The organism is Streptomyces sp. NPDC005728 (genome assembly GCF_040630895.1).
GTDB lineage: Bacteria > Actinomycetota > Actinomycetes > Streptomycetales > Streptomycetaceae > Streptomyces.
Genome location: NZ_JBEXYL010000001.1, coordinates 230,882 through 256,042, shown reverse-complemented (window position 1 = coordinate 256,042; position 25,161 = coordinate 230,882). Strand labels below are relative to the sequence as shown.

Annotated in this window: 24 protein-coding genes; 9 read left to right on the top strand and 15 right to left on the bottom strand. The window is 72.4% G+C overall.

All coding sequences use genetic code 11. The annotated features are described in order from the left end of the window. Positions 1-84 precede the first annotated feature (84 nt). On the top strand, positions 85-948 hold the full coding sequence (locus ABZ471_RS01120; RefSeq protein WP_359061280.1) for an NAD(P)H-binding protein: 864 nt from the start codon (positions 85-87) through the stop codon (positions 946-948). A gap of 105 nt (positions 949-1,053) precedes the next feature. Here the strand turns inward: ABZ471_RS01120 and ABZ471_RS01115 are convergent, their stop codons facing one another. Beyond that, positions 1,054-2,499: an MFS transporter gene (locus tag ABZ471_RS01115; protein WP_359061013.1), complete on the bottom strand. Its 1,446-nt coding sequence runs from the start codon at positions 2,497-2,499 to the stop codon at positions 1,054-1,056. Between the two features lie 91 nt (positions 2,500-2,590). Between ABZ471_RS01115 and ABZ471_RS01110 the strand changes: the two genes are divergently transcribed. Beyond that, positions 2,591-2,992, top strand: a complete 402-nt coding sequence (locus ABZ471_RS01110; RefSeq protein ID WP_359061011.1) for a helix-turn-helix domain-containing protein — start codon at positions 2,591-2,593, stop codon at positions 2,990-2,992. A 95-nt stretch (positions 2,993-3,087) separates the two neighbouring features. Here the strand turns inward: ABZ471_RS01110 and ABZ471_RS01105 are convergent, their stop codons facing one another. From ABZ471_RS01105 to ABZ471_RS01080, 6 genes are all read right to left on the bottom strand, one after another. Beyond that, on the bottom strand, positions 3,088-3,510 hold the full coding sequence (locus ABZ471_RS01105) for an acyl-CoA thioesterase (protein ID WP_359061009.1): 423 nt from the start codon (positions 3,508-3,510) through the stop codon (positions 3,088-3,090). 52 nt (positions 3,511-3,562) lie between these two features. Next, positions 3,563-4,186 carry a hypothetical protein gene (locus ABZ471_RS01100; protein WP_359061007.1) on the bottom strand — a complete coding sequence of 208 codons (624 nt, stop codon included), beginning with the start codon at positions 4,184-4,186 and terminating at the stop codon, positions 3,563-3,565. 177 nt (positions 4,187-4,363) lie between these two features. Further along, positions 4,364-4,963: a histidine phosphatase family protein gene (locus tag ABZ471_RS01095; protein WP_359061005.1), complete on the bottom strand. Its 600-nt coding sequence runs from the start codon at positions 4,961-4,963 to the stop codon at positions 4,364-4,366. Between the two features lie 137 nt (positions 4,964-5,100). After that, on the bottom strand, positions 5,101-5,628 hold the full coding sequence (locus ABZ471_RS01090; RefSeq protein WP_359061004.1) for a DUF4232 domain-containing protein: 528 nt from the start codon (positions 5,626-5,628) through the stop codon (positions 5,101-5,103). Positions 5,629-5,656: 28 nt separating this feature from the next. Beyond that, the gene (locus ABZ471_RS01085) at positions 5,657-7,561 is read right to left on the bottom strand and encodes a trypsin-like serine protease (RefSeq protein WP_359061002.1); all 1,905 of its coding nucleotides are present in this window, start codon (positions 7,559-7,561) and stop codon (positions 5,657-5,659) included. Positions 7,562-7,722: 161 nt separating this feature from the next. Then, complete coding sequence (locus ABZ471_RS01080; RefSeq protein ID WP_359061000.1) at positions 7,723-8,931, bottom strand: pyridoxal phosphate-dependent aminotransferase; 1,209 nt, start codon at positions 8,929-8,931, stop codon at positions 7,723-7,725. 81 nt (positions 8,932-9,012) lie between these two features. Between ABZ471_RS01080 and ABZ471_RS01075 the strand changes: the two genes are divergently transcribed. Beyond that, the gene (locus ABZ471_RS01075; protein WP_359060998.1) at positions 9,013-9,639 is read left to right on the top strand and encodes a winged helix-turn-helix transcriptional regulator; all 627 of its coding nucleotides are present in this window, start codon (positions 9,013-9,015) and stop codon (positions 9,637-9,639) included. 44 nt (positions 9,640-9,683) lie between these two features. On the opposite strand, the gene ABZ471_RS01070 is transcribed toward ABZ471_RS01075, so the two are convergent. The 5 genes from ABZ471_RS01070 to ABZ471_RS01050 all read right to left on the bottom strand — a co-directional run bounded on the left by ABZ471_RS01070 (position 9,684) and on the right by ABZ471_RS01050 (position 15,826). Further along, positions 9,684-10,487, bottom strand: a complete 804-nt coding sequence (locus tag ABZ471_RS01070) for a hypothetical protein (RefSeq protein WP_359060996.1) — start codon at positions 10,485-10,487, stop codon at positions 9,684-9,686. After that, positions 10,487-11,749, bottom strand: a complete 1,263-nt coding sequence (locus ABZ471_RS01065) for a VWA domain-containing protein (protein WP_359060993.1) — start codon at positions 11,747-11,749, stop codon at positions 10,487-10,489. The genes ABZ471_RS01070 and ABZ471_RS01065 overlap by 1 nt, the downstream gene beginning before the upstream one ends. A gap of 96 nt (positions 11,750-11,845) precedes the next feature. Continuing rightward, complete coding sequence (locus tag ABZ471_RS01060; protein WP_359060991.1) at positions 11,846-12,595, bottom strand: NUDIX hydrolase; 750 nt, start codon at positions 12,593-12,595, stop codon at positions 11,846-11,848. Between the two features lie 87 nt (positions 12,596-12,682). Continuing rightward, complete coding sequence (locus tag ABZ471_RS01055) at positions 12,683-14,221, bottom strand: hypothetical protein (RefSeq protein ID WP_359060989.1); 1,539 nt, start codon at positions 14,219-14,221, stop codon at positions 12,683-12,685. A gap of 105 nt (positions 14,222-14,326) precedes the next feature. Beyond that, positions 14,327-15,826, bottom strand: a complete 1,500-nt coding sequence (locus tag ABZ471_RS01050) for an IucA/IucC family protein (RefSeq protein WP_359061278.1) — start codon at positions 15,824-15,826, stop codon at positions 14,327-14,329. Between the two features lie 87 nt (positions 15,827-15,913). Here ABZ471_RS01050 and ABZ471_RS01045 point away from each other — a divergent pair, with 87 nt between their 5' ends. The 3 genes from ABZ471_RS01045 to ABZ471_RS01035 are packed head-to-tail and all read left to right on the top strand — an operon-like array spanning position 15,914 to position 18,623. Then, positions 15,914-17,416 carry an IucA/IucC family protein gene (locus ABZ471_RS01045; protein ID WP_359060987.1) on the top strand — a complete coding sequence of 501 codons (1,503 nt, stop codon included), beginning with the start codon at positions 15,914-15,916 and terminating at the stop codon, positions 17,414-17,416. Positions 17,417-17,436: 20 nt separating this feature from the next. Then, entirely contained in the window at positions 17,437-18,351 is a 915-nt protein-coding gene (locus tag ABZ471_RS01040) for a HipA family kinase (RefSeq protein WP_359060985.1), read from the top strand. Beyond that, positions 18,348-18,623: a SelT/SelW/SelH family protein gene (locus ABZ471_RS01035; RefSeq protein WP_359060983.1), complete on the top strand. Its 276-nt coding sequence runs from the start codon at positions 18,348-18,350 to the stop codon at positions 18,621-18,623. Before ABZ471_RS01040 ends, ABZ471_RS01035 begins: the two co-directional genes overlap by 4 nt. Positions 18,624-18,626: 3 nt before the next feature. On the opposite strand, the gene aceB is transcribed toward ABZ471_RS01035, so the two are convergent. Then, positions 18,627-20,252 carry a malate synthase A gene (gene aceB, locus ABZ471_RS01030; protein WP_359060981.1) on the bottom strand — a complete coding sequence of 542 codons (1,626 nt, stop codon included), beginning with the start codon at positions 20,250-20,252 and terminating at the stop codon, positions 18,627-18,629. Positions 20,253-20,436: 184 nt separating this feature from the next. Further along, complete coding sequence (locus ABZ471_RS01025) at positions 20,437-21,045, bottom strand: nucleotidyltransferase family protein (RefSeq protein WP_359060979.1); 609 nt, start codon at positions 21,043-21,045, stop codon at positions 20,437-20,439. A 131-nt stretch (positions 21,046-21,176) separates the two neighbouring features. Between ABZ471_RS01025 and ABZ471_RS01020 the strand changes: the two genes are divergently transcribed. Then, positions 21,177-21,491: a DUF5955 family protein gene (locus tag ABZ471_RS01020; protein WP_359060977.1), complete on the top strand. Its 315-nt coding sequence runs from the start codon at positions 21,177-21,179 to the stop codon at positions 21,489-21,491. Positions 21,492-21,567: 76 nt separating this feature from the next. Here ABZ471_RS01020 and ABZ471_RS01015 read toward each other — a convergent pair whose 3' ends face one another. After that, the gene (locus ABZ471_RS01015; protein WP_359060975.1) at positions 21,568-22,362 is read right to left on the bottom strand and encodes an IclR family transcriptional regulator; all 795 of its coding nucleotides are present in this window, start codon (positions 22,360-22,362) and stop codon (positions 21,568-21,570) included. A 274-nt stretch (positions 22,363-22,636) separates the two neighbouring features. Between ABZ471_RS01015 and allB the strand changes: the two genes are divergently transcribed. Then, on the top strand, positions 22,637-23,974 hold the full coding sequence (gene allB / locus ABZ471_RS01010; protein WP_359060973.1) for an allantoinase AllB: 1,338 nt from the start codon (positions 22,637-22,639) through the stop codon (positions 23,972-23,974). Between the two features lie 53 nt (positions 23,975-24,027). Beyond that, positions 24,028-25,143 carry an allantoicase gene (gene alc, locus ABZ471_RS01005; protein WP_359060971.1) on the top strand — a complete coding sequence of 372 codons (1,116 nt, stop codon included), beginning with the start codon at positions 24,028-24,030 and terminating at the stop codon, positions 25,141-25,143. The last annotated feature ends 18 nt before the right edge of the window (positions 25,144-25,161 follow it).

The following is a 25,161-nucleotide window of genomic DNA, read 5'->3' as shown; positions in this document are numbered from 1 at the left end:
CCCACCGTAAGCGCGCCGCACGGCCCGGCGGGCCCGCCGGCCGTGCCGGAATTTCCAAGAGTCCGGGACCTCGCCCGGGCCACCGTGGTCGTCATGATCCTGGTGACGGGTGCCACGGGCACCACCGGCAGTGAAGTCGTACGACAGCTCGCGGCGCGCGGTGAGAAGGTGCGCGCCCTGACACGGGACCCGGCGCGGGCCGCGGTCCCCTCGGGAGTGGAGGTGGTGCGCGGGGACTACCTCGACGCGGACTCGCTGGAGCGCGCGATGTCCGGGGTCACGGCCGCCTATCTGGTGGGCGTTCCGGACGGGGAGGCGCAGCACGACCGGGCCCTGGTGGCGGCGGCGCGCGCGGCAGGCGTGCCCCGGCTGGTGCTGCTCTCCGCGATCGCGACGGGCGATCCCGGCGTCGGCCCGTTCGGGAGTTGGCACGCGGCCGGGGAGGAGGCGGTCAAGGAGAGCGGCGCGGAGTGGACCGTCCTGCGGCCCTCGTCCTTCGCCTCCAACACCCTCAGCTGGGTGCCGGCGGTCGGGGCCGGTCAGCCGGTGCCGAACATGACCGGGGCGGGCGCGCAGGGGGTGATCGATCCCCGTGACGTGTCGGAGGCGGCGGCGCTCGCCCTGACCGACGGCCGGTGCGCGGGGCGGACGTACACTCTGACCGGCCCGGAGGCGATCAGCGTGCCCGACCAGGCCGCCGTGCTCGCCGCGGTCCTGGGCCGCCCGGTCACCACACGCGACCTCTCGCCGGACGAGACGCTCGACCATCTGCGCACCGCCTGGGGGCTGGACGAGTTCAGCGCGGAGGGCGTGCTCACCGCGAGCGCGTACGTCCGTGACGGCCACAACGCCCGCGTGACCGAGGACGTGCCGGAGCTGTTGGGAAGGCCGGCGCGGACGTTCCGGGAGTGGGCCGAGGACCACAAGGGGGCGTTCGCGGGGGAGTGAGAGGGGAGGCCCTGGGGGGGGAGGGGCGAGTGTGCGGGGCGAGGGGGCGGCGGGTTTTCGGTGCCGTCGCCCCCGCGGCCTGCGTGTCCGCCCCCTCGGCCCGCTTCACTTGCACCGCGGGCGCGGCCGCAGGACCACCCCCGCCAGCACCAGCGCCGCCACTGCGATCCCCGCCGCGACGCGGAACGCCAGCCGGTACCCCTCGGCCGTGGCCGGGATCAGGTCCTCGCCCCGGCCGAGCAGGGCGTCGGTGCGGGCGGCGGCCAGCGTGCTCAGCGCCGCGAGGCCCAGTGAACCGCCCACCACCTGCGTGGTGTTGAAGAGACCCGAGGCCAGCCCCGCGTCCTCCTCCCGCGCCCCCGCCATCGCAAGACCGGTCAGCGCGGGCATCGCCGCCGCGAACCCGGCCGACAGCAACAGCAGCGGCGGCAGCACGTCGAGGGCGTAGGAGCCGTCGACGGGGGCGCGGCCCAGCAGGGCCGTCCCGGCGGTGATCAGCACCAGCCCGGTGAGCAGCACCCGGTGGCCGCCGAACCGGGCGACGGTCCGCGCGGACAGGCCCAGCACGAGCAGACCGATCGCGACCGGGGCGGGCAGGAAGGCGGTACCGGTCGCCAACTCGCCGTAGCCGAGCACGCGTTGCAGATACAGCGCACCGATGAACTGGAAGCCGTACATCGTGCCGATCATCAGCACCTGGACCGCGTTGGCGCCGGTCAGCAGACGGGAGCGGAACAGGCGCAGGCGCAGCAGCGGACGGGCCGCCCGGGCCTGGCGCAGGATGAACGCCGTGAACAGGGCGAGCGCCAGGGCCGCCAGGAGGAAGGTGGCGGTCAGGGAGCGGGTGCCGGCGCCGACGATGACGTAGACCGTGAGCATCAGCGCACCCGTGACCAGTGCGGCTCCGGGACCGTCGGCGCCCCCGCCGAGTCCGGCCCCGCGTTCGGGGGCGAGGACGCGTACCGCCGCCAGCCAGGCCGCGACGCCGATCGGCAGGTTGATCAGGAAGATCCAGTGCCAGTCCAGGGCCTGGGTGAGGGCGCCGCCGAGGAAGGTGCCGAGCGCACCGCCTGCCGCGCCGACCGCGCTGAACACCGCGATGGCACGGGCCTGTTCCCGAGGCTCGGGGAACAGCGCGACCAGCATCCCGAGGACCACGGCCGAGGCCATCGCTCCGCCGACGCCCTGCAGCGCCCGTGCCGCGATCAGCACACCCGGTCCGGTCGCCGTACCGCACAGCACCGAGGCGGCCGTGAACACGGCGAGCCCCGCGGTGAACATCGTCTTGCGGCCGACCAGATCACCCGTTCGGCCCATCAGCAGGAGCAGACCGCCGAAGGGGATCAGGTACGCGTTGACGACCCAGGCGAGGCCGGGACCGCTGAAGCCGAGGTCGTTCTGGATGGCGGGCATGGCCACGGTGACGATGTTGCCGTCCAGGATCGTCATCAGGGTGCCCGCGCACAGGACGGCGAGGGACGTCCGACGGGAGTACGTTCGTGAGGGTGCCACCGTTGCCGGTGACGGGCTGTTCTCGATCGTGGCCGACATGGCTCCCCGTTCCTCTGGCGCACCTTGGTGCACGACTTGTAACGGGGTTCATCGTGGGTGACCATGGAGACCGGCGTAAGGAGGCAGTCCGATGTCCCTGAGGAACACCGGTGTTACCGTCCAGGAAGTGAACGCGCAGGCGTGCCCCGTGCGCGAAGTTCTTGACAGGGTGGCCGGCAAATGGAGCGTGCAGATCCTGGTCGCGGCCGCCCAGGGACCCATCCGCTTCACCGAGTTGGAGCGCGGCATCGAGGGCATCAGCCGCCGCATGCTCACCCTCACCCTGCGCAACCTGGAGCGCGACGGCCTGGTGACGCGCACCGTGTATCCGACCGTTCCGCCGAAGGTGGAGTACGGACTCACCCCGGTCGCCCACGAGTTGCACGAGACGCTCCAGCGGCTGACCGACTGGGCCGAACACAACCGGGTGTACATCGCCGAGGCGCGGGCGGCCTACGACGCCGAGCACCGGCCGGAGCCGCTCGACGCGTAGGGCCTGTCCGGCGGATCATGCCGGAATCGCGGGGACGATGCGCCGTTGGCCGCAGCCGGCCTGATCCGCCGGACAGGCCCTGGGCCGTCCGGCGCTCACAGGCCGAAGAGGCCGAGATCCGTCGCCATCTCCTTGAAGACCTCCCGCGGGTCGGCGACCAGCTTCCGCGCGGTGAGGTCCAGCACGCCGCCCACCGCGATGATCTCGGCCGCCACCGTGCCGTCGGTCCTGCGTATCTCCTGGCGGATCCGGAAGGTCTTGCCGCTGCCCCACTCGAACGCGCAGGTCACGTCCACCTCGTCGCCCGCGAGCAGCTCGCGGTGGTAGCGGATCGTCGTCTCCAGCGACACCGGGCCCACGCCCCGGCCGACGAGTCCGGCCTGGGACACCCCGGCGGCCCTGAGCAGCGACCAGCGGGCGTGCTCCGCGTAGTTGAGGTACACAGCCTGGTTGAGGTGACCCTGCACGTCGATCTCGTACCCGCGTACGGTCACACGGACGGAATACGGTTCGCTCACGACTTCCCCTTCTCGTGTACGACGCACTGATCCCCCGATCCTGGCACGCCGCTCATGCCCGGCGCGGGGATGCCAGCAGATGACGCGCCCTCGTCCGCGGCTCCGTGTACTCCCCGGCCTGCCAGCCGGCCGCCTCCAGCGTGGCCGCGCACGCCCGCAGCACCTCCCCGTCCGGCGCGTACACGGCGACCGCCTCCGGCTGCGGGGTCGCACGCACCCGGTAGCCGTCACCGTCCGGCCCCGCCGGCCGGTGCCCGGCCGCCTCCAGGGCGAGCGCGGCGGCCCGCACCAGATGCGTCCGCTCCCAGCCGCAGGGACGGTCGGTCGCACCGCCCGGGTTGGTCATCCGGCGCAGCTCCAGGAGCCCCTGCCAGGCGCTGTGCACCTCCCGCAGCCGGGCAGGGCCGGACGCGGGTGCCTCCTCCTCACCGCCGACGCGCGCCGCGAAGACCTCGGCACCGGCCTGCGCCGGCGCTGCCGGGGCCTCGGGCACCGCTTCTCGTATGCGGTGGCCCGCGGGGGTGAGGAAATGATCGTGCGGCGGCCGCGGGTGCCGGAAGGCGAGCCCCTGTCTCACCAGGGCGGCCAGCTGCGCGTCCGTCGCACGCAGCCGCCCCGTGACCGGATCGGCGGCCTCGATCACCCGCCGCTGCGCGGCGGTCGGCGGTCGGCTCACGACGGCTCCCTCCGGTGCGTCGGCATCCTGCGAACCGCCAGGCGGGCGGCCCGTTCGAAGCGTACGACCGGGGTCTGACAACGGGCCGCGGCCGCAGCCCGCCGGGTGGATCGGCTCCGGTGACCGAGGTGTCGTCACCGGCCACCGGCCACCGGCTGTCGGCCCGACGGCGGGTCGTCAGTCGCCCGCTTGGATGTTCCAACCCGTCACCACCGGGCGCCCGTGCTCCGTGCCGAGGCGGCACAGCGTGCCCGTCGCCAGCTGGAAGAGGGCCCCGTGCTGCGGGGCCAGGCCGAGCCGGCGGGCGGTCAGGACACGCAGGATGTGGCCGTGGGCGACCAGGACGACGACTCCCTCGGTGTGGGCGAGGGCGGCGTCCACCTTGCCGAGCATCCGGTCGGCGCGCTCCCCGACCTGCTCCGGGCTCTCCCCGGGGTGTTCGGGCGGGCCCGGCGCGACCCCGTCCGTGAACAGGAACCAGTCGGGCCGGGTGCGCCGGATCTCCGCCGTGGTGATGCCCTCGTACCCGCCGTAGTCCCATTCGCGCAGGTCGGCGTCGACCCGGGCGTCGTGGATCCCGATGAGTTCGGCGGTCTGCCGGGCCCGCTGGAGGGGGCTGACGAAGGCGGCGCCGATGCGGTGCGAGCGGATCAGCGGCTCCAGCCGGCGCGCCTCCTCCTGCCCGTGCTCGGTCAGGGGTACGTCGGTCCAGCCGGTGTGCCGTCCGGACCGCGACCATTCGGTCTCACCGTGCCGGACGAGAAAGAGGTCACCCACGTCAGCGCCCTTCCCGCTCGGCTGTCAGCACGGTGCCACACCCCGCCCACAGCCCGCAGGAGGGACTGGGCCAGACGGCCGTTCCTCACCGGGCACGTACGGCGTCGCCGCCGCCCGCACCTTCGCCGCCCCGGCGGTCACCTCCGATACGGAGGAGCCATCGACATGGACTCCCCGCACGCGTCGATCGAGGTGTGCTTCAGACGGGTGTCCAGGACCGGGACGAGGGTCCGGTCGGTGTCGTGCGGCGCCCAGATCACGGCCTCGGGCTGCCGTACGCAGTACAGGTCCGCGCCTTTCGCGCCGCGGGGCGTGTAGTGGATGTCGACGGTCGCCGCCGCCTTCCCGGGCAGCGGGACCGCCCCGGGGTGCCCGTGGCCGGCGGCGTCGATGGTCTCCGCCTTCCCGTTGTGGATCTCGACGCCCGGATAACCGTCGAACACGCACGTGTCCGGGCCCTTGTTGAGGGCGGTCAGCCGTGCGTTGGGCTGCTTGCCGTCCTTGTCCGTGCCGTCGAGCAGGGTCAGCTTCCACTTCAGTGAAGCGGTCCGGCACGGCGGTGCGGCCGCGTCGGATTCGGCGGTGGTGGTGACACCGCAGGCCGTCAGGGCCAGTCCGGCCGTGAGCGCGGCGAGGCCGCCGGCCAGTCGAGTCGTCGCTCGCATCGTTCCCCCTGGAACTGTGTCGTACGGGTCAGGTGCCGGGGTGGACCAGTGTCTTCTCGGCGCCGAGGGCCCGGGTCCGCGTGTCGGCGTACAGGGTGGTCTCGCCGTCGGACCAGCGCACGATCAGGTCGTTGCCGGCGTGGTCGGCGGTGAAGTCGCCGACCGTCATGGTCCGGGCGTGCTGCCACAGGCTGTTTCGGCCCCGTACCCGGGACTTGGTGCCGAGCCCGGCGGTCGAGGTGCGCGCGTAGGTGTCGAGCGCGCCGTCGGTCCGGCGTACGAGGACGTCCCAGTCGGCGGTGCCGCCGAAGTTCCCGGCGGCCGTCAGGGCGGCCTTGGTCCAGGTGCCGTTCGCCGCGACGAGTCGCCTGCCGGTGCCGAGGGTTCCGGCACCGGCTCCGGTGTGGACGGTCACCCGGCCGTCGGACCACCGGACCAGCAGGTCGGTGGCGCCCTTCCTGCCGTGGAACTGGCCGGAGGTGATCTGTACCGCGTTCTTCCAGGCGGAGCCGGGTCGTGCCATCCGGATCTCCCGGCCCAGACCGGAGGTGCCGAGGTCCGGGTAGAGGGTGACCTCGCCGTCGGACCAGCGCACCAGGAGGCCGGAGCGGTCGGCGGCGGTGAAGTTCCCGCCGGTGAGGGCCCGGGCACGGGTCCAGGTGGAGTTGGCCTTCCGCAGCCGCGTCTCGGTGCGGAACCCGCCCTTGCCGTCGCCGGGGTGCAGGGTGACCCTGCCGTCGGACCAGACCACGAACAGGTCGCCGTTCCGGTCGCCGGTGTAGTCGCCCGCCGCCAGGAGGCTGGCGTTCCGCCACCGTGTCGCGCCGCCCGCCAGCTTCTCGCCGAGACCCTGGTACGGGGGTACATCGGAGGGCAGGGCCTGGTTCGCCACGGCGTGGGAGAGGAGGTTCGCGGCGGCGGCGCCGAACGCCGGGGCGTGGCTGACGTAGTCGACGTCGGCGTCGTTGCCGCCGCCGTTGTAGCCGCCGAGGTTGCCGATGACGTGACCGGAGCGTGCGTCGTCCTTGTAGTCGGTGATCCAGGGGCTGCCGGAGACACCGCCGTAGTAGCCGCCACAGGTCATCGTCATCTGCCGGTAGCCGCGCAACTGCCTGGTCGGCACGGTGCACTTGACGGCGCGGCCGGCTCTGTTGTGCCGGTACGAGGGGTATCCGACGACGGTGACGTTCGCGTGGGTGTAGCCGGACGGCCGGGTGAAGGTGAGGCCGCCGCCCACCGCGTCCTGGAGGGACGTGCCGCGCTGGTCGGCCGCGACCCGGGCGAACGCGGTGTCCAGGTCGGACGAGGGCTTCTTGGTCGTCGACGACCCCGGGTCGGGCTTGTACCGCGGGTCGATGAAGATCCGCCGGACCGGAAAGATGCCGTACGGCTGCTGGTCGGGGCCCGCGCCCTTCACGAATTTCGGGACGAAGACGTAGTCGCCGCTCATGTTCAGCGCGCAGTGGGCCGCGGTGAGGACGATGTTCCGGGCCGGGCTGTCGATCACGCTGCCGGTGCAGTGCCAGGTGGTGCCGCGCGGCCCGTCGGAACCGAAGAACGTCCCTATCAGACGGGTCCCCTTGAACAACGTGCCCTGGGGCCTGCCCGCCGCCGCGCTGCCCGGCCGCACCGGCTCGGACGGCGCGGTGCGGACCTCGTCCAGCGGCCGGGCGTCCGCCATGCGCCGGGCGGTCCAGTACCGGGCGGCGTCCCGCGCCGTCTGCCCGGCGGAGGGCCCGGACGCGGACGGCGAACCGGCCTGCACGGCCGGAGGCGGAGACGGCGACTCGGCCTGCGCGGCCGCAGGCGCATACGGCGAACCGGCACGCGCGGCCGGAGGCGGTGAGGGTGACCCGGCCTGCGCGGTCGGAGCCGCGAGCCCGAGCGCCGCCGCGCACAGAGCGGCGACGGCCGCCCGGCGTCTTCCGAGCAAGAACAATGGTGCTCCCCGTGGTCGTCGGAACCGGACCAGCGGGAACGCCGGTGCGGTGCGGCGCTGGTCAGGCGCGCACCGAACGGCTCGTCCGGCCCGTCCTGCACGGAGTCCCCCTGGTCATGCGGGGTGATCTTCGCATGAACGTGCGAAACGGGCCACTACTGCCGGTATCCGCCGAGGAACCGCCCGATCCGCCCGATCGCCGCCTCCAGGTCGTCCGCGTGGGGGAGGGTCAGGATGCGGAAGTGGTCGGGGGCGGGCCAGTTGAAGCCCGTTCCCTGCACCACCTGGATCTTCTCCCTCAGCAGCAGGTCCAGCACGAACTTCTCGTCGTCGTGGATCGGATGCACCTTGGGGTCGATGCGCGGGAACGCGTAGAGCGCTCCCTTCGGCTTCACGCAGGACACTCCGGGGATCTCGTTGAGCCGCTCCCAGGCCACGTTCCGCTGCTCGTACAGCCGTCCGCCCGGGGCGGCGAGTTCGCGGACGGACTGGCGGCCGCCGAGCGCGGCCTGGATGGCGTACTGGGCGGGCGCGTTGGCGCACAGCCGCATGGAGGCCAGCATGGTCAGGCCCTCCAGGTAGTCCTTCGCGTGCTGCCTGGGGCCGGTCACCACCAGCCAGCCGGAGCGGAAGCCGGCCACCCGGTAGGTCTTCGACAGGCCGCAGAAGGTGAGGACCACCAGGTCGGGGGCGAGGGCGGCGGCCGAGTGGTGGACGGCGTCGTCGTACAGGATCTGGTCGTAGATCTCGTCGGCGAAGACCATCAGGCCGTGCCGGCGGGCCAGGTCGAGGATGCCCTCCACGACCTCCTTCGGGTACACCGCTCCCGTGGGGTTGTTGGGGTTGATGATCACCACGGCCTTGGTGCGGTCGGTGATCTTCGACGCCATGTCGGCCAGGTCCGGGTTCCAGTCGGCCTGCTCGTCGCACAGGTAGTGGACCGCCTTGCCGCCGGCCAGGGTCGTCACCGCCGTCCACAGGGGGAAGTCCGGGGCGGGGATGAGGATCTCGTCGCCGTCCTCGACCAGCGCCTGGACGGCCATGGACACCAGCTCGGAGACGCCGTTGCCGAGGAAGACGTCGTCGACGCCCACCTCCAGGCCCAGGGTCTGGTAGCGCTGGGCGACCGCCCGGCGGGCGGAGAGGATGCCGCGCGAGTCGGTGTAGCCGTGGGCCTGCGGGAGCATCCGGATCATGTCCTGCAGGATCTCCTCCGGCGCCTCGAAGCCGAACAGCGCGGGGTTGCCGGTGTTCAGGCGCAGCACGCTGTGGCCCGCCTCCTCCAGCGCGTTGGCGTGCTCGATCACCGGGCCGCGGATCTCGTAACAGACCTCGCTGAGCTTGTTCGACTGCCGGAACTCCATGCGCCCCTCCGGAAACTCGTGTTGCTTGGTTTTACCAAGTGTGAGCTTGGAAAGTCCAACAACACGTCTAGACTGCGTCGCATGTCACCTCGCCGAAGCTACGACCAGTACTGTTCCGCAGCCCGCGCCCTCGACCTCGTCGGCGACCGCTGGACCCTGCTGATCGTCCGGGAGCTGCTCGCCGGCCCGCGCCGTTACACGGACCTGCACGCGGACCTGCCCGGCGTGAGCACGGACGTGCTCGCCTCGCGGCTGAAGGACATGGAACGGGACGGCCTCGCCACCCGGCGGCGGCTGCCTCCGCCGGGTGCCGCGTACGTCTACGAACTCACCCGGCGAGGGCGTGAACTGCTGCCCGTGCTGCAGGCCCTGGGCCGGTGGGGACAGCCGGAGCTGGGGGAGCGGCGACCCACGGACGCCGTGCGCGCGCACTGGTTCGCGCTGCCCCTCCTGCGGGCCCTGGACGGCGAAGGGGTCGTCGAAGTCCGGCTGGAGGAAGGGGACTTCCATGTGTACGCCGGCGCCGAGGAGGGGCCGGTGTACGGCGACGGGCCCGCGCCCGGGGAGCCGGACGCGCGGCTCGTGATGGACGCCGCCACCTGTGCCGACGTCGCCCGTGGCGGGTCCACCCTGGTGGAGGCCGTCCGCGCCGGGCGTGTCACCGTGACCGGCGACGGCACGCTCGCCAAGGCGCTGCGGGAGGCCTGAGAAAGGCAGAAGGCCCGCCGGGCGGGCGGGCCTTCAGGGGTGACTCAGACGCTCGGCGGCACCCGGGACGGGCGCCCCGAGCCGCGCGTGAGCGCGTATCCGCCGATGCCGGCGAGCGCGGCGAGCAGCCCGCCCACCGCGGTCCACACCCAGCGGTCGGACCACCAGCCGGAGGACCAGCCGTCGTCGGGCTCGATGCTGGAGAGCACCGCCGGCTTCGCACCGTCCTGCTCCGCCCCGGACTTGACGGCGACACCCGGTACGAGCGGCTCGGCCAGCGAACCGTCCACCGCCGCCGCGCCGCCGATGTCCTTGGAGTCGACGCGCACCTCGGTGCTCACCGGCAGTCCGAGATCGGCGGAACCACCGAGGTCCAGCACCGTGAGCCGGACGTAGTACGTGCCCGGCAGCGGGTCGTTGGCCCACGGCTCCGACCAGGCGCGCACCGTGCGCAGCACACAGGCCAGCTCGACCGAGGGCGCCCCCTGCGCGGCGGTGCGGGTCGCCGCGCCGTACTGGCAGGACTGGCGCCGCCGCAGACCGTCGTACACGTCGATCTGCCAGGTCTGCTTCCCGTGCGTCCCGGGCAGCTTCACGGTCGCCTTGACGGTCGGGCGCTGCCCGGCGTCCGCGGGGAACGACCAGTACAGGTAGTCGCCCGCGGAGGCGGAGGCGGTCGCCTGCTGCCCCTGCTCGATCTCCGTCGCCGTACGGAAGGACGTGCCCGCCTGGGTGGGCGCCTTGCCGTCGGCCGAGGCGCTCGGCGAAGGGGAGGAGTCGGCGGCCGCCGGTCCGGCGGCCAGTCCGAGCGCCAGCAGCGTGGCACCCAGCACTCGTGTGATGCGCATCAGTTCGTCCTCCAGACGGCGACCCGCCAGCGTGACAGCCAGCCCCACAGCAGACCCGCCACGAAGCCGGTCAGCACCAGCGCGCCGAGCAGCCACCAGCCGCGCCCGAGGCCGAAGGAGGCCACGTCGCCCGCCTTGCTCGGACCGTCCACGACGTCGACCGTCAGCTCCAGCGGCAGACCCGGGGTCGTCTTGACGCCCGAGGCGGCCGAGAAGGAGTTGGTGACCTGGAGGCACACGGTCTCGGCGGCGGCGTTGTCGTCGTCGCTCTCGGCCTTCGGGTACCGCAGGCCCGTGGAGACGACGTCCGTACGGCCGTTGCCCGCCGCCTCACCGCGCACGATCTCGCGGCCGTGCACCGTCACCGCCCGCAGCAGCACCCCGTAGTCGGGGTTGACGGCGCGGTCGTCCGCCACGCTCACCGAGGCGCGCAGTTCCTGGCCCGGCTCGACGTCCACCTTGTACCAGCGCTGCTGCCCGAACTCCTCACGGTCCGTGTACAGCCCGGACTTGAGCGACGGCGCCTGCGCGCACTCGGCCGCGCCCTCGGTCGCCACCGGCGTCACCACCGGATCCGCCGCCCGGTCCACCAACTGCCCGACCCGGTCGGTCAGTTCCTCCTTGTGCTGGACGGAGGTGTAGGTGCCGCCGGTCGCGTGCGCGATGCAGCTGAGCTGGTTGCGGGTCTTGGCGTCCGGCACCAGGCCGAGGGTGTCGATGGTCAGCCCGATGCCCTTGGCCGCGATGTCGCGGGCCACCTCGCACGGGTCGAGCGGCTGGCAGGTGTCCTCGCCGTCGCTGATCAGGACGATACGGCGGGTGCCGTCGCCGCCGTCGAGATCGGCGGCCGCCTTCTGCAGCGCGGGACCGATCGGCGTCCAGCCGGTCGGCGCCAGCGTGGCCACCGCCGTCTTCGCCTCGGTCCGGTTCAGCGGGCCGACCGGGTAGAGCTGTTCGGTGTCCTTGCAGCCCGTGACGCGGTCGTTTCCGCGGTAGTTGGCGCCCAGGGTGCGGATGCCGAGCCGGACCTCCTCCGGCGTCGCGTCGAGCACCTCGTTGAACGCCTGCTTCGCCGCGGCCATCCGGGTGCCGCCGTCGATGTCCCGGGTCCGCATGGAACCGCTGACGTCCAGTACGAGTTCGACCTTCGGAGCGGCTTGCTCCGTCTCGTCGGCCACAGCCGGGGCGGGAGCCGCGAGCCCGGCCGTCAGGGCGGCGAAGAGAGCGCAGACGCCCGCCGCCAGCCGTTGTCTTCTGATCATCGGCGGATCCTATTGATCACATGTGCCGAGTGCCAAAACGGCAGGCGACCGGTGCCGGAACGGCAGACGCCCGGCGCCGTGACGTACACCGTGCCGTCAGCTTCCGCCGCCGCTTCCCGTGCCGTTGCCGAACAGGCCGGCCAGACGGGCCCGGTAGAGCACGGCGACGGTGAACCCGTCGGTGATCCGTCCGTCGGCCACCATCTCCTCCGCCTCGGCGGGCGTCACCACCCTCGCCCGCGTGATCGCCTCGCCCGTCTCCAGTTCGCCGATGCCGTCCACACGGGCGGCGTAGAGCGCGACCTTGTCGCCCTGCAGGCCGGTGTCGGGATGGAGTTCACCGAGGGGGACCACCTCGGTCGGGACCGCGGTGATCTCCTCCTTCAGTTCCCGTGCCACGTTCTCCTCCGCCGTGGCGCCAGGTGCACCGAAGCCGCGCACCACCTCCCAGTGCCGGCTCCGGGTCGCGTGCCGGTGGTGCTCGATCAGCACGACCTTCCCCTCGGGGCCCAGCAGCGGCAGGACCACCACGCCCGGAGAGGAGTCCGGGGGCGGCAGGATGCGGTCGTACAGGCCCAGCCGGCCGTCGGGGAAGCGCACCGCGTCACGCAGGTACCACAGGTAGCGGTTGGCCGACACCACACCGGCAGGTACGGGCCGCACCGCCGCCCGCAGCCGTGCCCGCAGGGCGCCGAACGGGCCGCGGCGACCGCCCGGTTGCGTGGCGGTCACCTGACGCCGGGCGGCGCGGACCAGCGCCGGATCCGTCAGGATCTCGATCCCTCCCGGATCGTCGTTGCGGAACCACTCCGGAACGTCCCGGCGCAGGGCGTCGTACCGGTTCATCGGGCGCTCGGCAGACAGTGCAAGGGTGTTGCTCCCGGCTTCGGTGTGCGGACGGATCTCGGGCGCCTCAGGACTCGCTGCGGTGCCTCAGTACTCGGGCAGGTCCTCGTTGTCCTGGGTGGTCGCGGAGGCCGTGCCCGTCGGGGCGGGGCCCGCCGTGTCCCGGTACCCGGGCAGGCGGCGCACCAGATCGTGGAACTGCGACCATTCTCGTTCACCGGCCAGCCGGACGGAGGCTATCTCACGGGCGAACCGCTGTTCCTGGCGTCCGGCCGTCAGATTGCGCAGCACCAACTGCACCGAACCGGTCAGTGAGCCGGTCACGGTCAGCGGCAGGACCGAACCCGCCACCTCCCACAGGCCGTTGCCGCTGACGGCCGTGAAGACGGCCGCGCCCACCGTGACCACGACCTCGACGACCGGACGCCACGCGGCCGGCCGGGCGTGCCTGCGCTCCCGGGCCAGCGCGAGGATCTCCGAGTTGAGCCGCACATAGCAGTCGAAGACCCGCCCGGCGGAGTCCTGGAACGCCTCCGGGGACGCGGTCAGCTCGCCGAACGCCCGGGTGTACGCGTTCCAGGCGGGCGTCTGCCGCAGCCGCCAGATGTCCTCCAGCGTCAGGGCGCTCACCGCCGACGGCGTCAGGTGGTCCTGTACGGCGGCGAAGGCCTGCCGCTTCAGGAAGGTCAGCAACTGCTCCGGGTCCTCGACGAAGCCGGTGGTGGCCCTGGCCTCGCGGGCCTCCTGCAGCACCACGCGCCGCAGGCTGCCGACCGGGGTGAGCGGGTAACGCCCGAGCGAGTCGGCCAGATTGACGTTGTAGACCAGGTCCAGCAGCTGCTTTATCTCCGCGGCGAAGGGCTTGTCCCGGTCGTATCTGCCCTCCGCGACGTTCGTCCCCGGCACGGCCACGAACTCCTCGTACAGGGCGTTGCGCACGACCGGCTGCCTGCGCACGCTGAGGTCGTTGCTGAAACCGACCACCTCGCCCAGCCGTTGCCCGAACCGGTCCGCGTCCTCCCGGGCCACTCCGACCTGGGCGGCGAGGATGTCGATGTCCTTGGCCGTGAGCCCCTGGACCTTCTCGGCGAACGGCTGGAACAGCCGGATCCGGGTGAGGTCCCGGTTCTCCTGGTCGCCCGGCGTGTCGTCCCAGGACATGCGCACGCAGCGCACCCGGTCGGCGGACGGCAGGCCCGCCAGCGTCTCCTGCCAGGCGGCGAACCCCCCGCGCCGCACGTGCAGATGGCCGGGCGGATTCTCGGCCGGGTGCCGCTCGTTGAGCAGGAAGGGGACGATCGCCCCCGACGCCAGGAGCTTCTGGTGCGCCGTGCGGGGCTCCCCGGGCTCCATGAGGTCGCAGCTGATCGCATCGTTGTTGTAGAAGTAGGCGCGATTGATCACGACCTGGCTCGCGTTGATGAGACTGCGGAAGTACTCGGCCCGCACCTCCTGGACGCGCCGCTCGGCGACCTGGTCCAGGGACCGGCCCCGCTCGATCATGTCCTTCGTGAGCTGCGCCGGCACCCACTGGTTGTCCAGCGACTGCGCGACGACCGCCCCCGGATCCAGCTGCGCGGGGCGGATCGGTGTCATCAGAGCGTCACTGCTTTCGACGTCAGTCATCTACTGCCCTCGAGCATCTCGTGTCCGGCGAACTCCACAGAGGTACACCGCCGGACGGTGAAGGGGAGGCCAACGCATCGTCCGGACAAAGAATATGACGCGAAATCAGTCCGATGACATGCGTGGGTTGGGCAGGGTGGACCAGATGTCCCCGGCATGCCCGGGGGACAACCGCATCAGCGTCAACGCCTTCGCGGGCACCGGCCCCTCACGCAGGGCCGTCAGGTCGGCCGTGCCCGGCAGATCCCGTACGGCCGTCTCCAGGGCCGCGCCCAGCGCCCGGCCCGAGCCCGCCGTGCCCGCGAGTGCCCCTGCCACCAGGGAGCCGAACAGCTTGCGGCGCAGGGTCGTCACGTCGTCCGTGATCAGGCGGCCCGTCAGGGCGGGCGGGGTGATGCCGTGGCGGGTCAGACGGGCGGGGCTGATGCGGATGTCGGCGAGGTCGCGGTAGACGAGGCGGACGGGGGTGTGGTCGGCCGCGAGGATCACGAGGAGGTTCTGGCCGTGGGCCTCCAGGGCCACGCCGAGGTCCAGCAGGCGCAGACCGGCCGTGAGGGCGAGGCGGGCGAAGGCGGCCAGCCAGGCGGCGGAGTCCGCCAGGCCGGTGGCGGGGAGCGCCGCCACCGGCACCACCCGCTCGCCCGGGCCCGCGTACACCTCGGGCGACTCCCGCAGCAGCGCGGCCAGATCGGGGGAGCGGGCGGTGACCGCGCCCAGCGTGCGGGTGATGTGCAGCAGCCCGTCGGTGCGCGTGGCGAGGTCCGCGGCGAACGAGGACAGGGTCGCCGCCGCCTCGACCGAGTACGTGGAGATGTCCCGCACCGAGGAGGTCAGCCGGGCGCTCAGCGCGGTCTTGACGTGCGGACCGCCGGGCAGGGCGAGGGTGCGCAGGGACAGCAGCGGGTGCGCCGGGCGCCAGGGGGTGGACGACCGCTCGAGCACATGGGCCGCCTGCCAGGGGTGCACCGGCAGCCACAGGTCGTGGCCGTCCCGCAGTTCCTCCGGCCAGTCCCCGGACACCAGGCACTCGGCGTCCCGTACGGCGACCGTGCCCAGCGTGACCACCGGCCGGTGCTCCGGCCCGTACGCCAGCTGGTCCGCCACCGAGAAACCGGGCCGGGAACGGCAGTTGGGGTGGAAGGGGTGACCGTCCACCACCCGCTGTTCCCACTCCCAGTCGCTGTCGGGCCACTCCTTCGGATGATCCGCGTCGGCCCGCGACAGCGCCAACGACGCCACGCTGTGCCCGAGTTCCCCCGCGAAGCCCGCCGCGTGCGGCACCGCGAGGTCCGTCATCAGCCGGGCCGGATCGTCGTGGCGCTCCTGGTCCAGGCGGACGGCGGTGACGTACGCGCCGGTCGCGTAGGGGTCGGCGTGCGGGCCGTACAGCGTCCGGCCGTCGGCCAGCCGCAGGGCGAGGCTGTGCGCCCCGCGTATCCGGCCGGTGACCCACGGCAGGGGCTCGTGGGCGAACGCCCGCCACAGGCGCGTCAGCACCGCTGCACGGGCGCCCGGCAGCTCGGCCGTGTACCGGGGCAGCAGGTCCGGCCGGACGGCGGTCAATTCCTCGGCCACCTCGGCCTCGGCGGTGCGGGAGTGGTACACGGTCGGCTCCTCGGGTACGGGCTTCACGAGGCACGATTGTCAGGGACGACAGACATACTGATCACCCGGGCCCAGGACGAAGAACGAATGGATCGCGTGGACCTCAAGCCTCCCGCCGGCACCGTCGGACAGCGCGCCGACGCGTACGCGGCCGCCCCCCTGCTCAACTGCCTGCTGCGGGAGGTCGCCGAGCCGGTCCCGGACCCCGGGGAACGGCCGGTCCACCGGCTGCCCGGCACCGGCCGCCTGCTGCGGGTGCGCCCTGGCCGGCGGCCCGCCGACCCCGAGGTGCACAGCGCCGGCGCCTGGCACCGCCTGAGCCACGCCGAGCTGGTGAAACTGGTCGCCGAGGAGCTGCGCCGGCACACCGGGCTGTCCGACGGCGACCTGTCCGCGGAGATGATCGACAGCCGGGACACGGTCGCGGCCCTGCTCGCCGCCCGCGCCCGGGCGACGGCGCCCGAGGACCCGTACCTGCGCTCCGAGCAGTCCCTGATCACCGGACACCCCTACCACCCGGCACCGAAGGCACGCGGCGGCGGCCCGGCCGCCGCCTGGATGCCGTACGCCCCCGAGGCCCACGCGCACTTCCCGCTGGTGCTGCTCGGCGTCCGCGAGGACCAGGTGGCCGAGGAGGGCGACACCCGCGCCCTGGACGCCCTGGGGACGGCCCCGCCCGGCTACCGGCTGCTGCCCGCCCACCCCTGGCAGCTCGACCTCGTCGCCCGCGATCTCGCCCCGGCCTTCACCGACGGCCGCCTGCTGCGGCTCGGCACCACCGCCTTCGACGCCTGGCCGACCGCGGCGATCCGTACGGTGTACGAGCCCCGGCGGGACCTGTTCCTGAAGTTCAGCCTGGATGTGCGCATCACCAACGACATCCGCCGGCTGTGGCGCCACGACCTGCTGAAGCTGCGCCGCACCGACGCGTTCGCCACCGGAGCGTTCGCCGCCATGGGCACGCCCGCGGCCTGGCTGAGCGACCGCGGCTACCGCACCGCCGCCTTCGCCTTCGAGGAACTGGCCGTGCTCGTGCGGGACGGGCTGCGCGGCCACCTCCTGCCGGGTGCCACCCCGCTGCTCGCGGCCGGGCTCGCGGAGGGCTTCGAGGACAGCCCGCCGGCCGCCGGGTCCGATCCGCAGGCCTGGTGGGAGGCGTATCTGCGGCAGGTGGTCCCGCCCGCCCTCACGGCGTTCGGCGACCACGGGGTCGTTCTCGAAGCGCATCTGCAGAACACGCTGGTCGCCGTGGACGCGGCGGGCATGCCCGTGCAGGCACTGTTCCGGGACGCCGAGGGTGTCAAGGTGCTGCCGGACGTCTCCCGCGCGACCGGCTGGGAGCGGCTGGTGTACTGCCTGGTCGTCAACCACCTCGGCGAGATCGCCGCGGCCCTCGCCGAGCACCACCCCCGCCTCGACCCCTGGCCCGCCGTCCGCCGCGAACTCGCCCGCCACGACCTGCCCGAGATCCCCGCCCTGCTCGCCGCGCCCACCCTGCCCGGCAAGACCAACCTGCTGCTGCGCTGGACGGGAGCGGACGGCGCCGCCGCCCGCTACCTCCCGCTGCCCAACCCCCTGGCCACCGGCTGACCTGCTTTACGCTGGCCGGTGTGCTGCGCGATGTGACTGCCGTTCGATACGTGACCCCCCTGAGGTCCGGCGGTTCCGTGCCCGCGGTCGTCGAGGCCGACGACCTCGGCACGTACGTCGTGAAGTTCACCGGCTCGGCACAGGGCCACAAGGCGCTGGTCGCCGAGGTGATCGTCGGCGAACTCGCCCGCGCGCTCGGACTGCGCTTCCCCGAGCTTGTCCTGGTCCACTTCGACCCGGCCATCGCCGCGGACGAGCCGCACCAGGAGGTGCGCGAGCTGCACGGCGCCAGCGCGGGCGTCAACCTCGGCATGGACCACCTGCCGGGCGCGAAGGACTTCACCCCCGAGATCGCCGAGTTCTTCCCCGTGGACCCTCTGGAGGCGGGCAGGATCGTCTGGCTGGACGCCCTGACCGTCAACGTGGACCGTACGGTCCACAGCTCCAACCTCATGATCTGGCCGACGTCCGGCACCGTGGCGCCGCGCCTGTGGCTCATCGACCACGGCGCCGCCCTCGTCTTCCACCACCGCTGGGACACCACGACCCCCGGCAAGAAGTACGACTTCCGCCACCACGCCCTCGGGCACTACGCCCCCGACGTCCGGGCCGCCGACGCCGACCTGGCCCCCCGGGTCACCGAGGAGCTGCTGCGGGCCGTCGTCGCCGAGGTGCCGGACGCCTGGCTGGCCGAGGACGCCGGTTTCGCCACGCCCGACGACGTGCGCGCCGCCTACGTCGACCACCTCCTCGCGCGCGTACGGCTGTCGGGTCAGTGGCTGCCCACCGACTTCCCGAGCCGCGAGGAACTCGCGGCCGAGGAGGCCGCTCGCGCGGCGAGGACCAGACAGGGCCGCCCGGGCTGGCTGAAGTGGGTCCCCGACCTGCACGGCAGGCCGGCGGCGGAACAGGACGGGACGGTGCACTTCGGATGACCCAGCGCGTACAGATCGAGTACTGCACCCAGTGCCGCTGGCTGCCCCGCGCGGCCTGGCTGGCGCAGGAGCTGCTCACCACCTTCGAGACCGAGCTGACCGAGCTGTCGCTCAAACCCGGCACCGGCGGCGTCTTCGTCGTCCGCGTGAACGACGAGATCGTGTGGGACCGCCGCGAACACGGCTTCCCGGAGCCCACGGCGGTGAAGCGGGCCGTACGCGACCGAGTGGCCCCGGGAAGGTCCCTGGGCCACTCGGAAGGATCCCCGTGAGACTCAGCCCTTGAGCTGCTCGTACGCCGGCAGGGTCAGGAAGTCGGCGTAGTTGTCGTCGAGGGAGACCTGGAGCAGCAGGTCGTGGGCCTCCTGCCAGTGGCCGGCCGCGAAGGCCTGCTCGCCGATCTCCTTGCGGATGGCGTCCAGTTCCTCGGCGGCGACCTTGCGGGCCAGCTCCGGCGTGGCCCGGTCGCCGTTCTCGAACTCGACGCCCGCGTTGATCCACTGCCAGATCTGGGAGCGGGAGATCTCGGCGGTGGCCGCGTCCTCCATCAGGTTGAAGATGGCGACCGCGCCGAGGCCGCGCAGCCAGGCCTCGATGTAACGGATGCCGACCTGGACGGCGTTGACGAGACCGAGGTACGTCGGCTTCGCCTTCAGCGAGTCGACGGCGATGAGGTCGGCCGCCTCGACGTGGACGTCCTCGCGCAGGCGGTCCTTCTGGTTCGGCTTGTCGCCGAGGACCCGGTCGAAGGACTCCATGGCGATCGGGACCAGGTCCGGGTGGGCGACCCAGGAGCCGTCGAAACCGTCGTTCGCCTCGCGGTCCTTGTCCGCCTTGACCTTCTCGAAGGCGACCTTGTTGACCTCTTCGTCGCGCCGGGACGGGATGAACGCCGCCATGCCGCCGATCGCGTGCGCGCCGCGCTTGTGGCAGGTGCGGACGAGGAGTTCGGTGTACGCCCGCATGAACGGGGCGGTCATCGTCACCGCGTTGCGGTCGGGCAGGACGAACCTGGCGCCACCGTCACGGAAGTTCTTGACGATGGAGAACAGGTAGTCCCAGCGGCCGGCGTTCAGTCCGGCGGCGTGGTCGCGCAGTTCGTAGAGGATCTCCTCCATCTCGTACGCCGCCGTGATCGTCTCGATCAGCACGGTCGCCCGGACGGTGCCCTGCGGGATGCCGAGGTAGTCCTGCGCGAAGACGAACACCTCGTTCCACAGGCGGGCCTCGAGGTGCGACTCGGTCTTGGGCAGGTAGAAGTACGGGCCCTTGCCGAGGTCCAGCAGGCGCTGGGCGTTGTGGAAGAAGTACAGGCCGAAGTCGACGAAGGCGCCGGGGACCGGAGTGCCGTCGGCGTCGACGAGGTGGCGCTCGTTCAGGTGCCAGCCGCGCGGGCGCATGACGACCGTGGCCAGCTCCTCGTTCGGGCGCAGCGCGTACGACTTCCCGGACCGCGGGTCGGTGAAGTCGATGTTCCGGGTGTAGGCGTCGACCAGGTTGATCTGGCCGAGGACCACGTTCTCCCAGGTGGGCGCGGAGGCGTCCTCGAAGTCGGCGAGCCAGACCTTCGCACCCGAGTTGAGCGCGTTGATGGTCATCTTGCGGTCGGTGGGGCCGGTGATCTCGACGCGCCGGTCGTTCAGCGCGGCCGGGGCCGGGGCGACCTTCCAGGAGTCGTCCACGCGGACGGCGGCCGTCTCCGGGAGGAAGTCCAGCGTGGAGGTGCGGGCGATCTCGGCGCGGCGCTCCGCACGGCGGGCGAGGAGTTCGTCACGGCGCGGGGTGAACCGCTGGTGCAGCTCCGCCACGAAGGCGAGCGCCGCGTCGGTGAGGACCTCCTCCTGCCGGGGCAGGGGCTCGGCGTCGACGATGGCCAGCGGGGACGGCGCTGGTGCGGACATGAGCTGTCACTTCCTTCAGCGGTGGCACCGGGTGCCAAGTGGCACGAATGGGACAGGGAGCGCCCACTGTGCGGTCGGACGCTTCTGAGCAGTGGATAGTAGTTTCCTCATTGTGGAACTTCAATGGTTTGTTGATGTCGAGATTCTCTGAGTCGAGGCAAGGTGGCGCTCGGTGCCACCCCGTTCACTCAAGGTGGCTCAGGTCGGCCTCGGTGTCGATGTCATAGGGCTCGGCCACGTCCGCGCACTCCACGAGCATGACCTCCGCCGCGTGTTCCTTCAGGTAGGCGCGCGCCCCGCGGTCACCGGTGGCGGTCGCCGCGATGCCCGCCCAGTGGGCCGCACCGAACAGGACCGGATGCCCCCGCTCGCCGTCGTAGGCGGCCGAGGCGAGCGAGCCCTCGCCCTCGTACGCGCGCAGCACCCGGGCGGCCGCTTCGGGCCCGATGCCGGGCTGGTCGACCAGGCTCACCAGGGTCGCGCGTACGCCCGTGCCGGCGAGCGAGCCGAGCCCGGCGCGCAGGGAGGAACCCATGCCCTCGGCCCAGTCGGGATTGTCGACCAGCACGCAGCCGGTCAGCTCGGCCCGCTCCCGGACGTCGTCCGCCCCTGCGCCGAGGACGACATGGATCCGGCCGCATCCGGCCGCGCGCAGCACCGCGACCGCGTGCTCGACCAGGGGGCGCCCCCGGTGTTCCAGCAGTGCCTTGGGTCGCCCGCCGAGCCGTCTGCCGCCGCCGGCCGCGAGCAGCAGCCCGGCGATCTCCTCGCGATCGTCCCGCTTGTCCGTCATGCGTCCTGCATACCCGACGCGGGCCGCGGCGGCCGGTTCCCTTGGGCTGAATTTCGGTCCGCGCTGTGGCGCCGCCGGACGGGGTGGCGTTTACTGGCCCGCGCACGACGGGGTTGCGAGGGGGGAGGGCTGTGTTGCGGAGCTTGGGGCAGAGGCCGGTGACCGGCAGCGACGAGGACCAGAGAGTGGCGGACCTGCGGACCGCGGTCTCGCGGCTGCGCCGCGAACTCGCCGCGCTTCCGTCGGACTTCCCCGACCGGGACATAGCCGAGGACGAACTGGCGACCCTGGCCGCGATGACCGCCGGAGGCATGCCGGAGATCCCGCGTCTGCGCAGGTCCCTGTTACTGATCGCGGGCGCGATCGGCTCGGTCAGCGCGCTGGCGCGGGGGCTGTCGGGGGTCAGGGAGGCGGTGGACCTGTTCGGGGAACCACCGAGGTCCTGAGAGCGCCGGGCGCGTGTCCTTGCCTCGAGGGCGCGACCTCAGGGGACGCGGGGAACGGCGCGACAAGCCACCGGTCTCAGGCGCCAGAACTCGCCAGCGTCTGAGAAAGCTCAACGGCGATCCCCTGCAGTACCGGCACGATCTTGTCCGTCGCCGCCTCGGTCACCCGCCCCGCAGGCCCGGAGATCGAGATCGCAGCCGCCGTGGGGGAGTCCGGCACCGACACCGCGAGGCACCGCACCCCGATCTCCTGCTCGTTGTCGTCCACGGCGTATCCCAGTCGACGCACATCCTCCAGTGCCGCCAGGAACCCGTCCGGCGTGGTGATGGTCTTCTCCGTCGCGGCCGGCATACCCGTGCGCGCAAGGAGTGCGCGCACCTCCTCGTCGGGCACGGAAGCCAGCAGCGCCTTCCCCACACCCGTCGAGTGCGGCAGCACCCGCCGGCCCACTTCGGTGAACATCCGCATCGAGTGCTTCGACGGCACCTGCGCCACGTACACGATCTCGTCGCCGTCCAGCAGTGCCATGTTCGCCGTCTCGCCGGTCTCCTCGACCAGCCGCGCCAGGTACGGTCGCGCCCAGGTGCCGAGCAGCCGGGAGGCGGACTCGCCCAGGCGGATCAGCCGCGGGCCGAGCGCGTACCGGCGGTTCGGCTGCTGGCGTACGTAGCCGCAGGCCACCAGAGTGCGCATCAGCCGGTGGATGGTGGGCAGCGGCAGTCCGGTGGTCGCGGACAGCTCGCTCAGGCCGACCTCGCCGCCCGCGTCCGCCATCCGCTCGAGCAGATCGAAGGCACGCTCCAGGGACTGGACCCCGCCGCTGGCGGAGGATTTCGCGGAGTCGGTGGTGCTGGCGCTGGACGTCGGCACGGCGCGTTCCTTTCGGGGCTGGCAAGAAGGGCAGAAGCCTACCCGGCGGTCGGTTGACTCCCTGATTGTACGTAGCTACGTTCTGCTTGCCGGAATTGTAATTCCGCTTTGTGGAAACGTCCAGAGTGGGCACTCGTGCGGTGTCGCCCAGAAGTGTGCCTCTTGACGGCGGGGTGGTGGGAGTGAAGACTCCTTCAACAGAACGTTGAATTCCGTTACGTGGATGTAAATCCCGTTTCCTGGAAGTAAAACGGCGGCAGAGAGAGAGGTTCGGGTGTCCGACGCTGAACTGGTGCTGCGCTCGACGCGTGTCATCACTCCGGAAGGGACGCGGGCCGCCACGGTCACCGTGTCCGCCGGCAAGATCACGGCCGTACTGCCGTACGACGCCGAGGTCCCGGCTTCGGCACGCCTGCAGGACTTCGGCGACCACGTCCTGCTGCCCGGTCTGGTCGACACCCACGTGCACGTCAACGACCCGGGCCGCACCGAGTGGGAAGGCTTCTGGACCGCCACGCGCGCGGCGGCGGCCGGCGGCATCACCACGCTCGTCGACATGCCCCTCAACTCCCTCCCGCCGACCACCACGGTCGAGAACCTGCGGGTGAAGCGGACGGTGGCCGCCGACAAGGCGCACATCGACGTCGGATTCTGGGGCGGCGCCCTCCCCGACAACGTCAAGGACCTGCGCCCCCTGCACGATGCCGGGGTCTTCGGCTTCAAGGCGTTCCTGTCGCCGTCGGGCGTGGACGAGTTCCCGCACCTCGACCAGGAGCAGCTCGCCCGTTCCCTGGCGGAGATCGCCGGCTTCGACGGCCTGCTGATCGTGCACGCCGAGGACCCGCACCACCTGGCCGCCGCCCCTCAGCACGGCGGCCCCAAGTACGCCGACTTCCTCGCCTCCCGGCCGCGCGACGCCGAGGACACGGCTATCGCGAACCTCATCGCCCAGGCCAGGCGCCTGAACGCGCGCGTGCACATCCTGCACCTGTCCTCCAGCGACGCGCTGCCGCTCATCGCCGCCGCCCGTGCCGACGGCGTCCGCGTCACCGTGGAGACCTGCCCGCACTACCTCACCCTGACCGCCGAGGAAGTCCCCGACGGCGCCAGCGAGTTCAAGTGCTGCCCGCCCATCCGCGAGGCGGCCAACCAGGACCTGCTGTGGCAGGCGCTGGCCGACGGCACGATCGACTGCGTCGTCACCGACCACTCGCCCTCCACGGCCGACCTGAAGACCGACGACTTCGCCACCGCCTGGGGCGGCATCTCCGGCCTCCAGCTCAGCCTGTCGGCCGTGTGGACCGAGGCCCGCAGGCGCGGCCACGGCCTGGAGGACGTGGTCCGCTGGATGTCCACGCAGACGGCCGCCCTGGCCGGCCTGCACGACAAGGGGGCCATCGAGGCCGGCCGCGACGCCGACTTCGCCGTCCTCGCCCCCGACGAGACCTTCACCGTCGACCCGGCCGGCCTCCAGCACCGCAACCGGGTCACCGCGTACGCCGGCAAGACCCTGTACGGCGTCGTGAAGTCCACCTGGCTGCGCGGCGAGTGCATCGTCGCGGCCGGCGAGTTCGGCGACCCCAAGGGCACCCTGCTCGGCCGCCCCCAGTGAGCCACCCTGTGCACCCGCACCCCGCCGACTCCCGAAAGGAACCCCTGATCACCGTGACGGCGACACCCAGCTTCACAGGCGACGCGAACCCCTACGGAGGAGGCGACCCGTACGCGGACTACCGCACCGCCGACTTCCCGTTCACCCAGTACGCCAACCTCGCCGACCGGCAGCTCGGCGCCGGAGTCATCGCCGCCAACGACGAGTTCTTCGCCCAGCGGGAGAACCTGCTGGTGCCCGAGCCGGCCGAGTTCGACCCCGAGCACTTCGGCCACAAGGGCAAGATCATGGACGGCTGGGAGACCCGCCGCAGGCGCGGCGCCTCCGCCGAGCACCCGTGGCCGACGGCCGAGGACCACGACTGGGCGCTGGTCCGCCTCGGTGCGCCCGGCGTGATCCGCGGGATCGTGGTCGACACCGCCCACTTCCGCGGCAACTACCCGCAGGCGGTGTCGGTCGAGGGCGCGTCGGTGCCGGGCTCCCCGTCCCCGGAGGAGCTGCTGGGCGACGACGTGAAGTGGACGACGCTGGTCCCGCGCACGCCGGTCGGCGGCCACGCGGCCAACGGCTTCGAGGTCCTGGTCGAGCAGCGCTTCACGCACCTGCGCGTCAACCAGCACCCCGACGGCGGCATCGCGCGCCTGCGCGTGTACGGCGAGGTCGTACCCGACCCCGAGTGGCTGTCGGTCCTCGGCACCTTCGACGTGGTCGCCCTGGAGAACGGCGGCCAGGTCCTGGACGCCTCCAACCTCTTCTACTCCCCGGCCACCAACACCATCCAGCCGGGCCGCTCCCGCAAGATGGACGACGGCTGGGAGACCCGTCGCCGCCGCGACCAGGGCAACGACTGGATCAGCTACCGGCTGGCCGCGCAGTCCCAGATCCGCGCGATCGAGATCGACACGGCCTATCTGAAGGGCAACAGCGCGGGCTGGGCGTCCGTCTCCGTCAAGGACGGCGAGGCCGGCGACTGGGTGGAGATCCTCCCGCGCACCCGCCTCCAGCCCGACACCGACCACCGCTTCGTCCTCCCGACTCCGGCCGTCGGCACGCACGCGCGCGTGGACATCTTCCCCGACGGCGGCATCTCCCGCCTGCGCCTGTACGGCTCCCTGACGGACCAGGGCGCAACCACCCTGGCCGGCCGCCACCAGGAGCTGGGCGGCTGAATCACCCCCACGCGCGCG

Coding starts and splice junctions, on each gene's coding strand:
- ABZ471_RS01065 (WP_359060993.1), bottom strand. CDS start 11,749: ATGATCAGAAGACAACGGCTGGCGGCGGGCGTCTGCGCTCTCTTCGCC.
- ABZ471_RS01055 (WP_359060989.1), bottom strand. CDS start 14,221: ATGACTGACGTCGAAAGCAGTGACGCTCTGATGACACCGATCCGCCCC.
- aceB (WP_359060981.1), bottom strand. CDS start 20,252: ATGTCCGCACCAGCGCCGTCCCCGCTGGCCATCGTCGACGCCGAGCCC.
- ABZ471_RS01075 (WP_359060998.1), top strand. CDS start 9,013: ATGTCACCTCGCCGAAGCTACGACCAGTACTGTTCCGCAGCCCGCGCC.
- ABZ471_RS01070 (WP_359060996.1), bottom strand. CDS start 10,487: ATGCGCATCACACGAGTGCTGGGTGCCACGCTGCTGGCGCTCGGACTG.
- ABZ471_RS01110 (WP_359061011.1), top strand. CDS start 2,591: ATGTCCCTGAGGAACACCGGTGTTACCGTCCAGGAAGTGAACGCGCAG.
- ABZ471_RS01045 (WP_359060987.1), top strand. CDS start 15,914: ATGGATCGCGTGGACCTCAAGCCTCCCGCCGGCACCGTCGGACAGCGC.
- ABZ471_RS01080 (WP_359061000.1), bottom strand. CDS start 8,931: ATGGAGTTCCGGCAGTCGAACAAGCTCAGCGAGGTCTGTTACGAGATC.
- ABZ471_RS01090 (WP_359061004.1), bottom strand. CDS start 5,628: ATGCGAGCGACGACTCGACTGGCCGGCGGCCTCGCCGCGCTCACGGCC.
- ABZ471_RS01115 (WP_359061013.1), bottom strand. CDS start 2,499: ATGTCGGCCACGATCGAGAACAGCCCGTCACCGGCAACGGTGGCACCC.
- ABZ471_RS01035 (WP_359060983.1), top strand. CDS start 18,348: ATGACCCAGCGCGTACAGATCGAGTACTGCACCCAGTGCCGCTGGCTG.
- ABZ471_RS01025 (WP_359060979.1), bottom strand. CDS start 21,045: ATGACGGACAAGCGGGACGATCGCGAGGAGATCGCCGGGCTGCTGCTC.
- ABZ471_RS01060 (WP_359060991.1), bottom strand. CDS start 12,595: ATGAACCGGTACGACGCCCTGCGCCGGGACGTTCCGGAGTGGTTCCGC.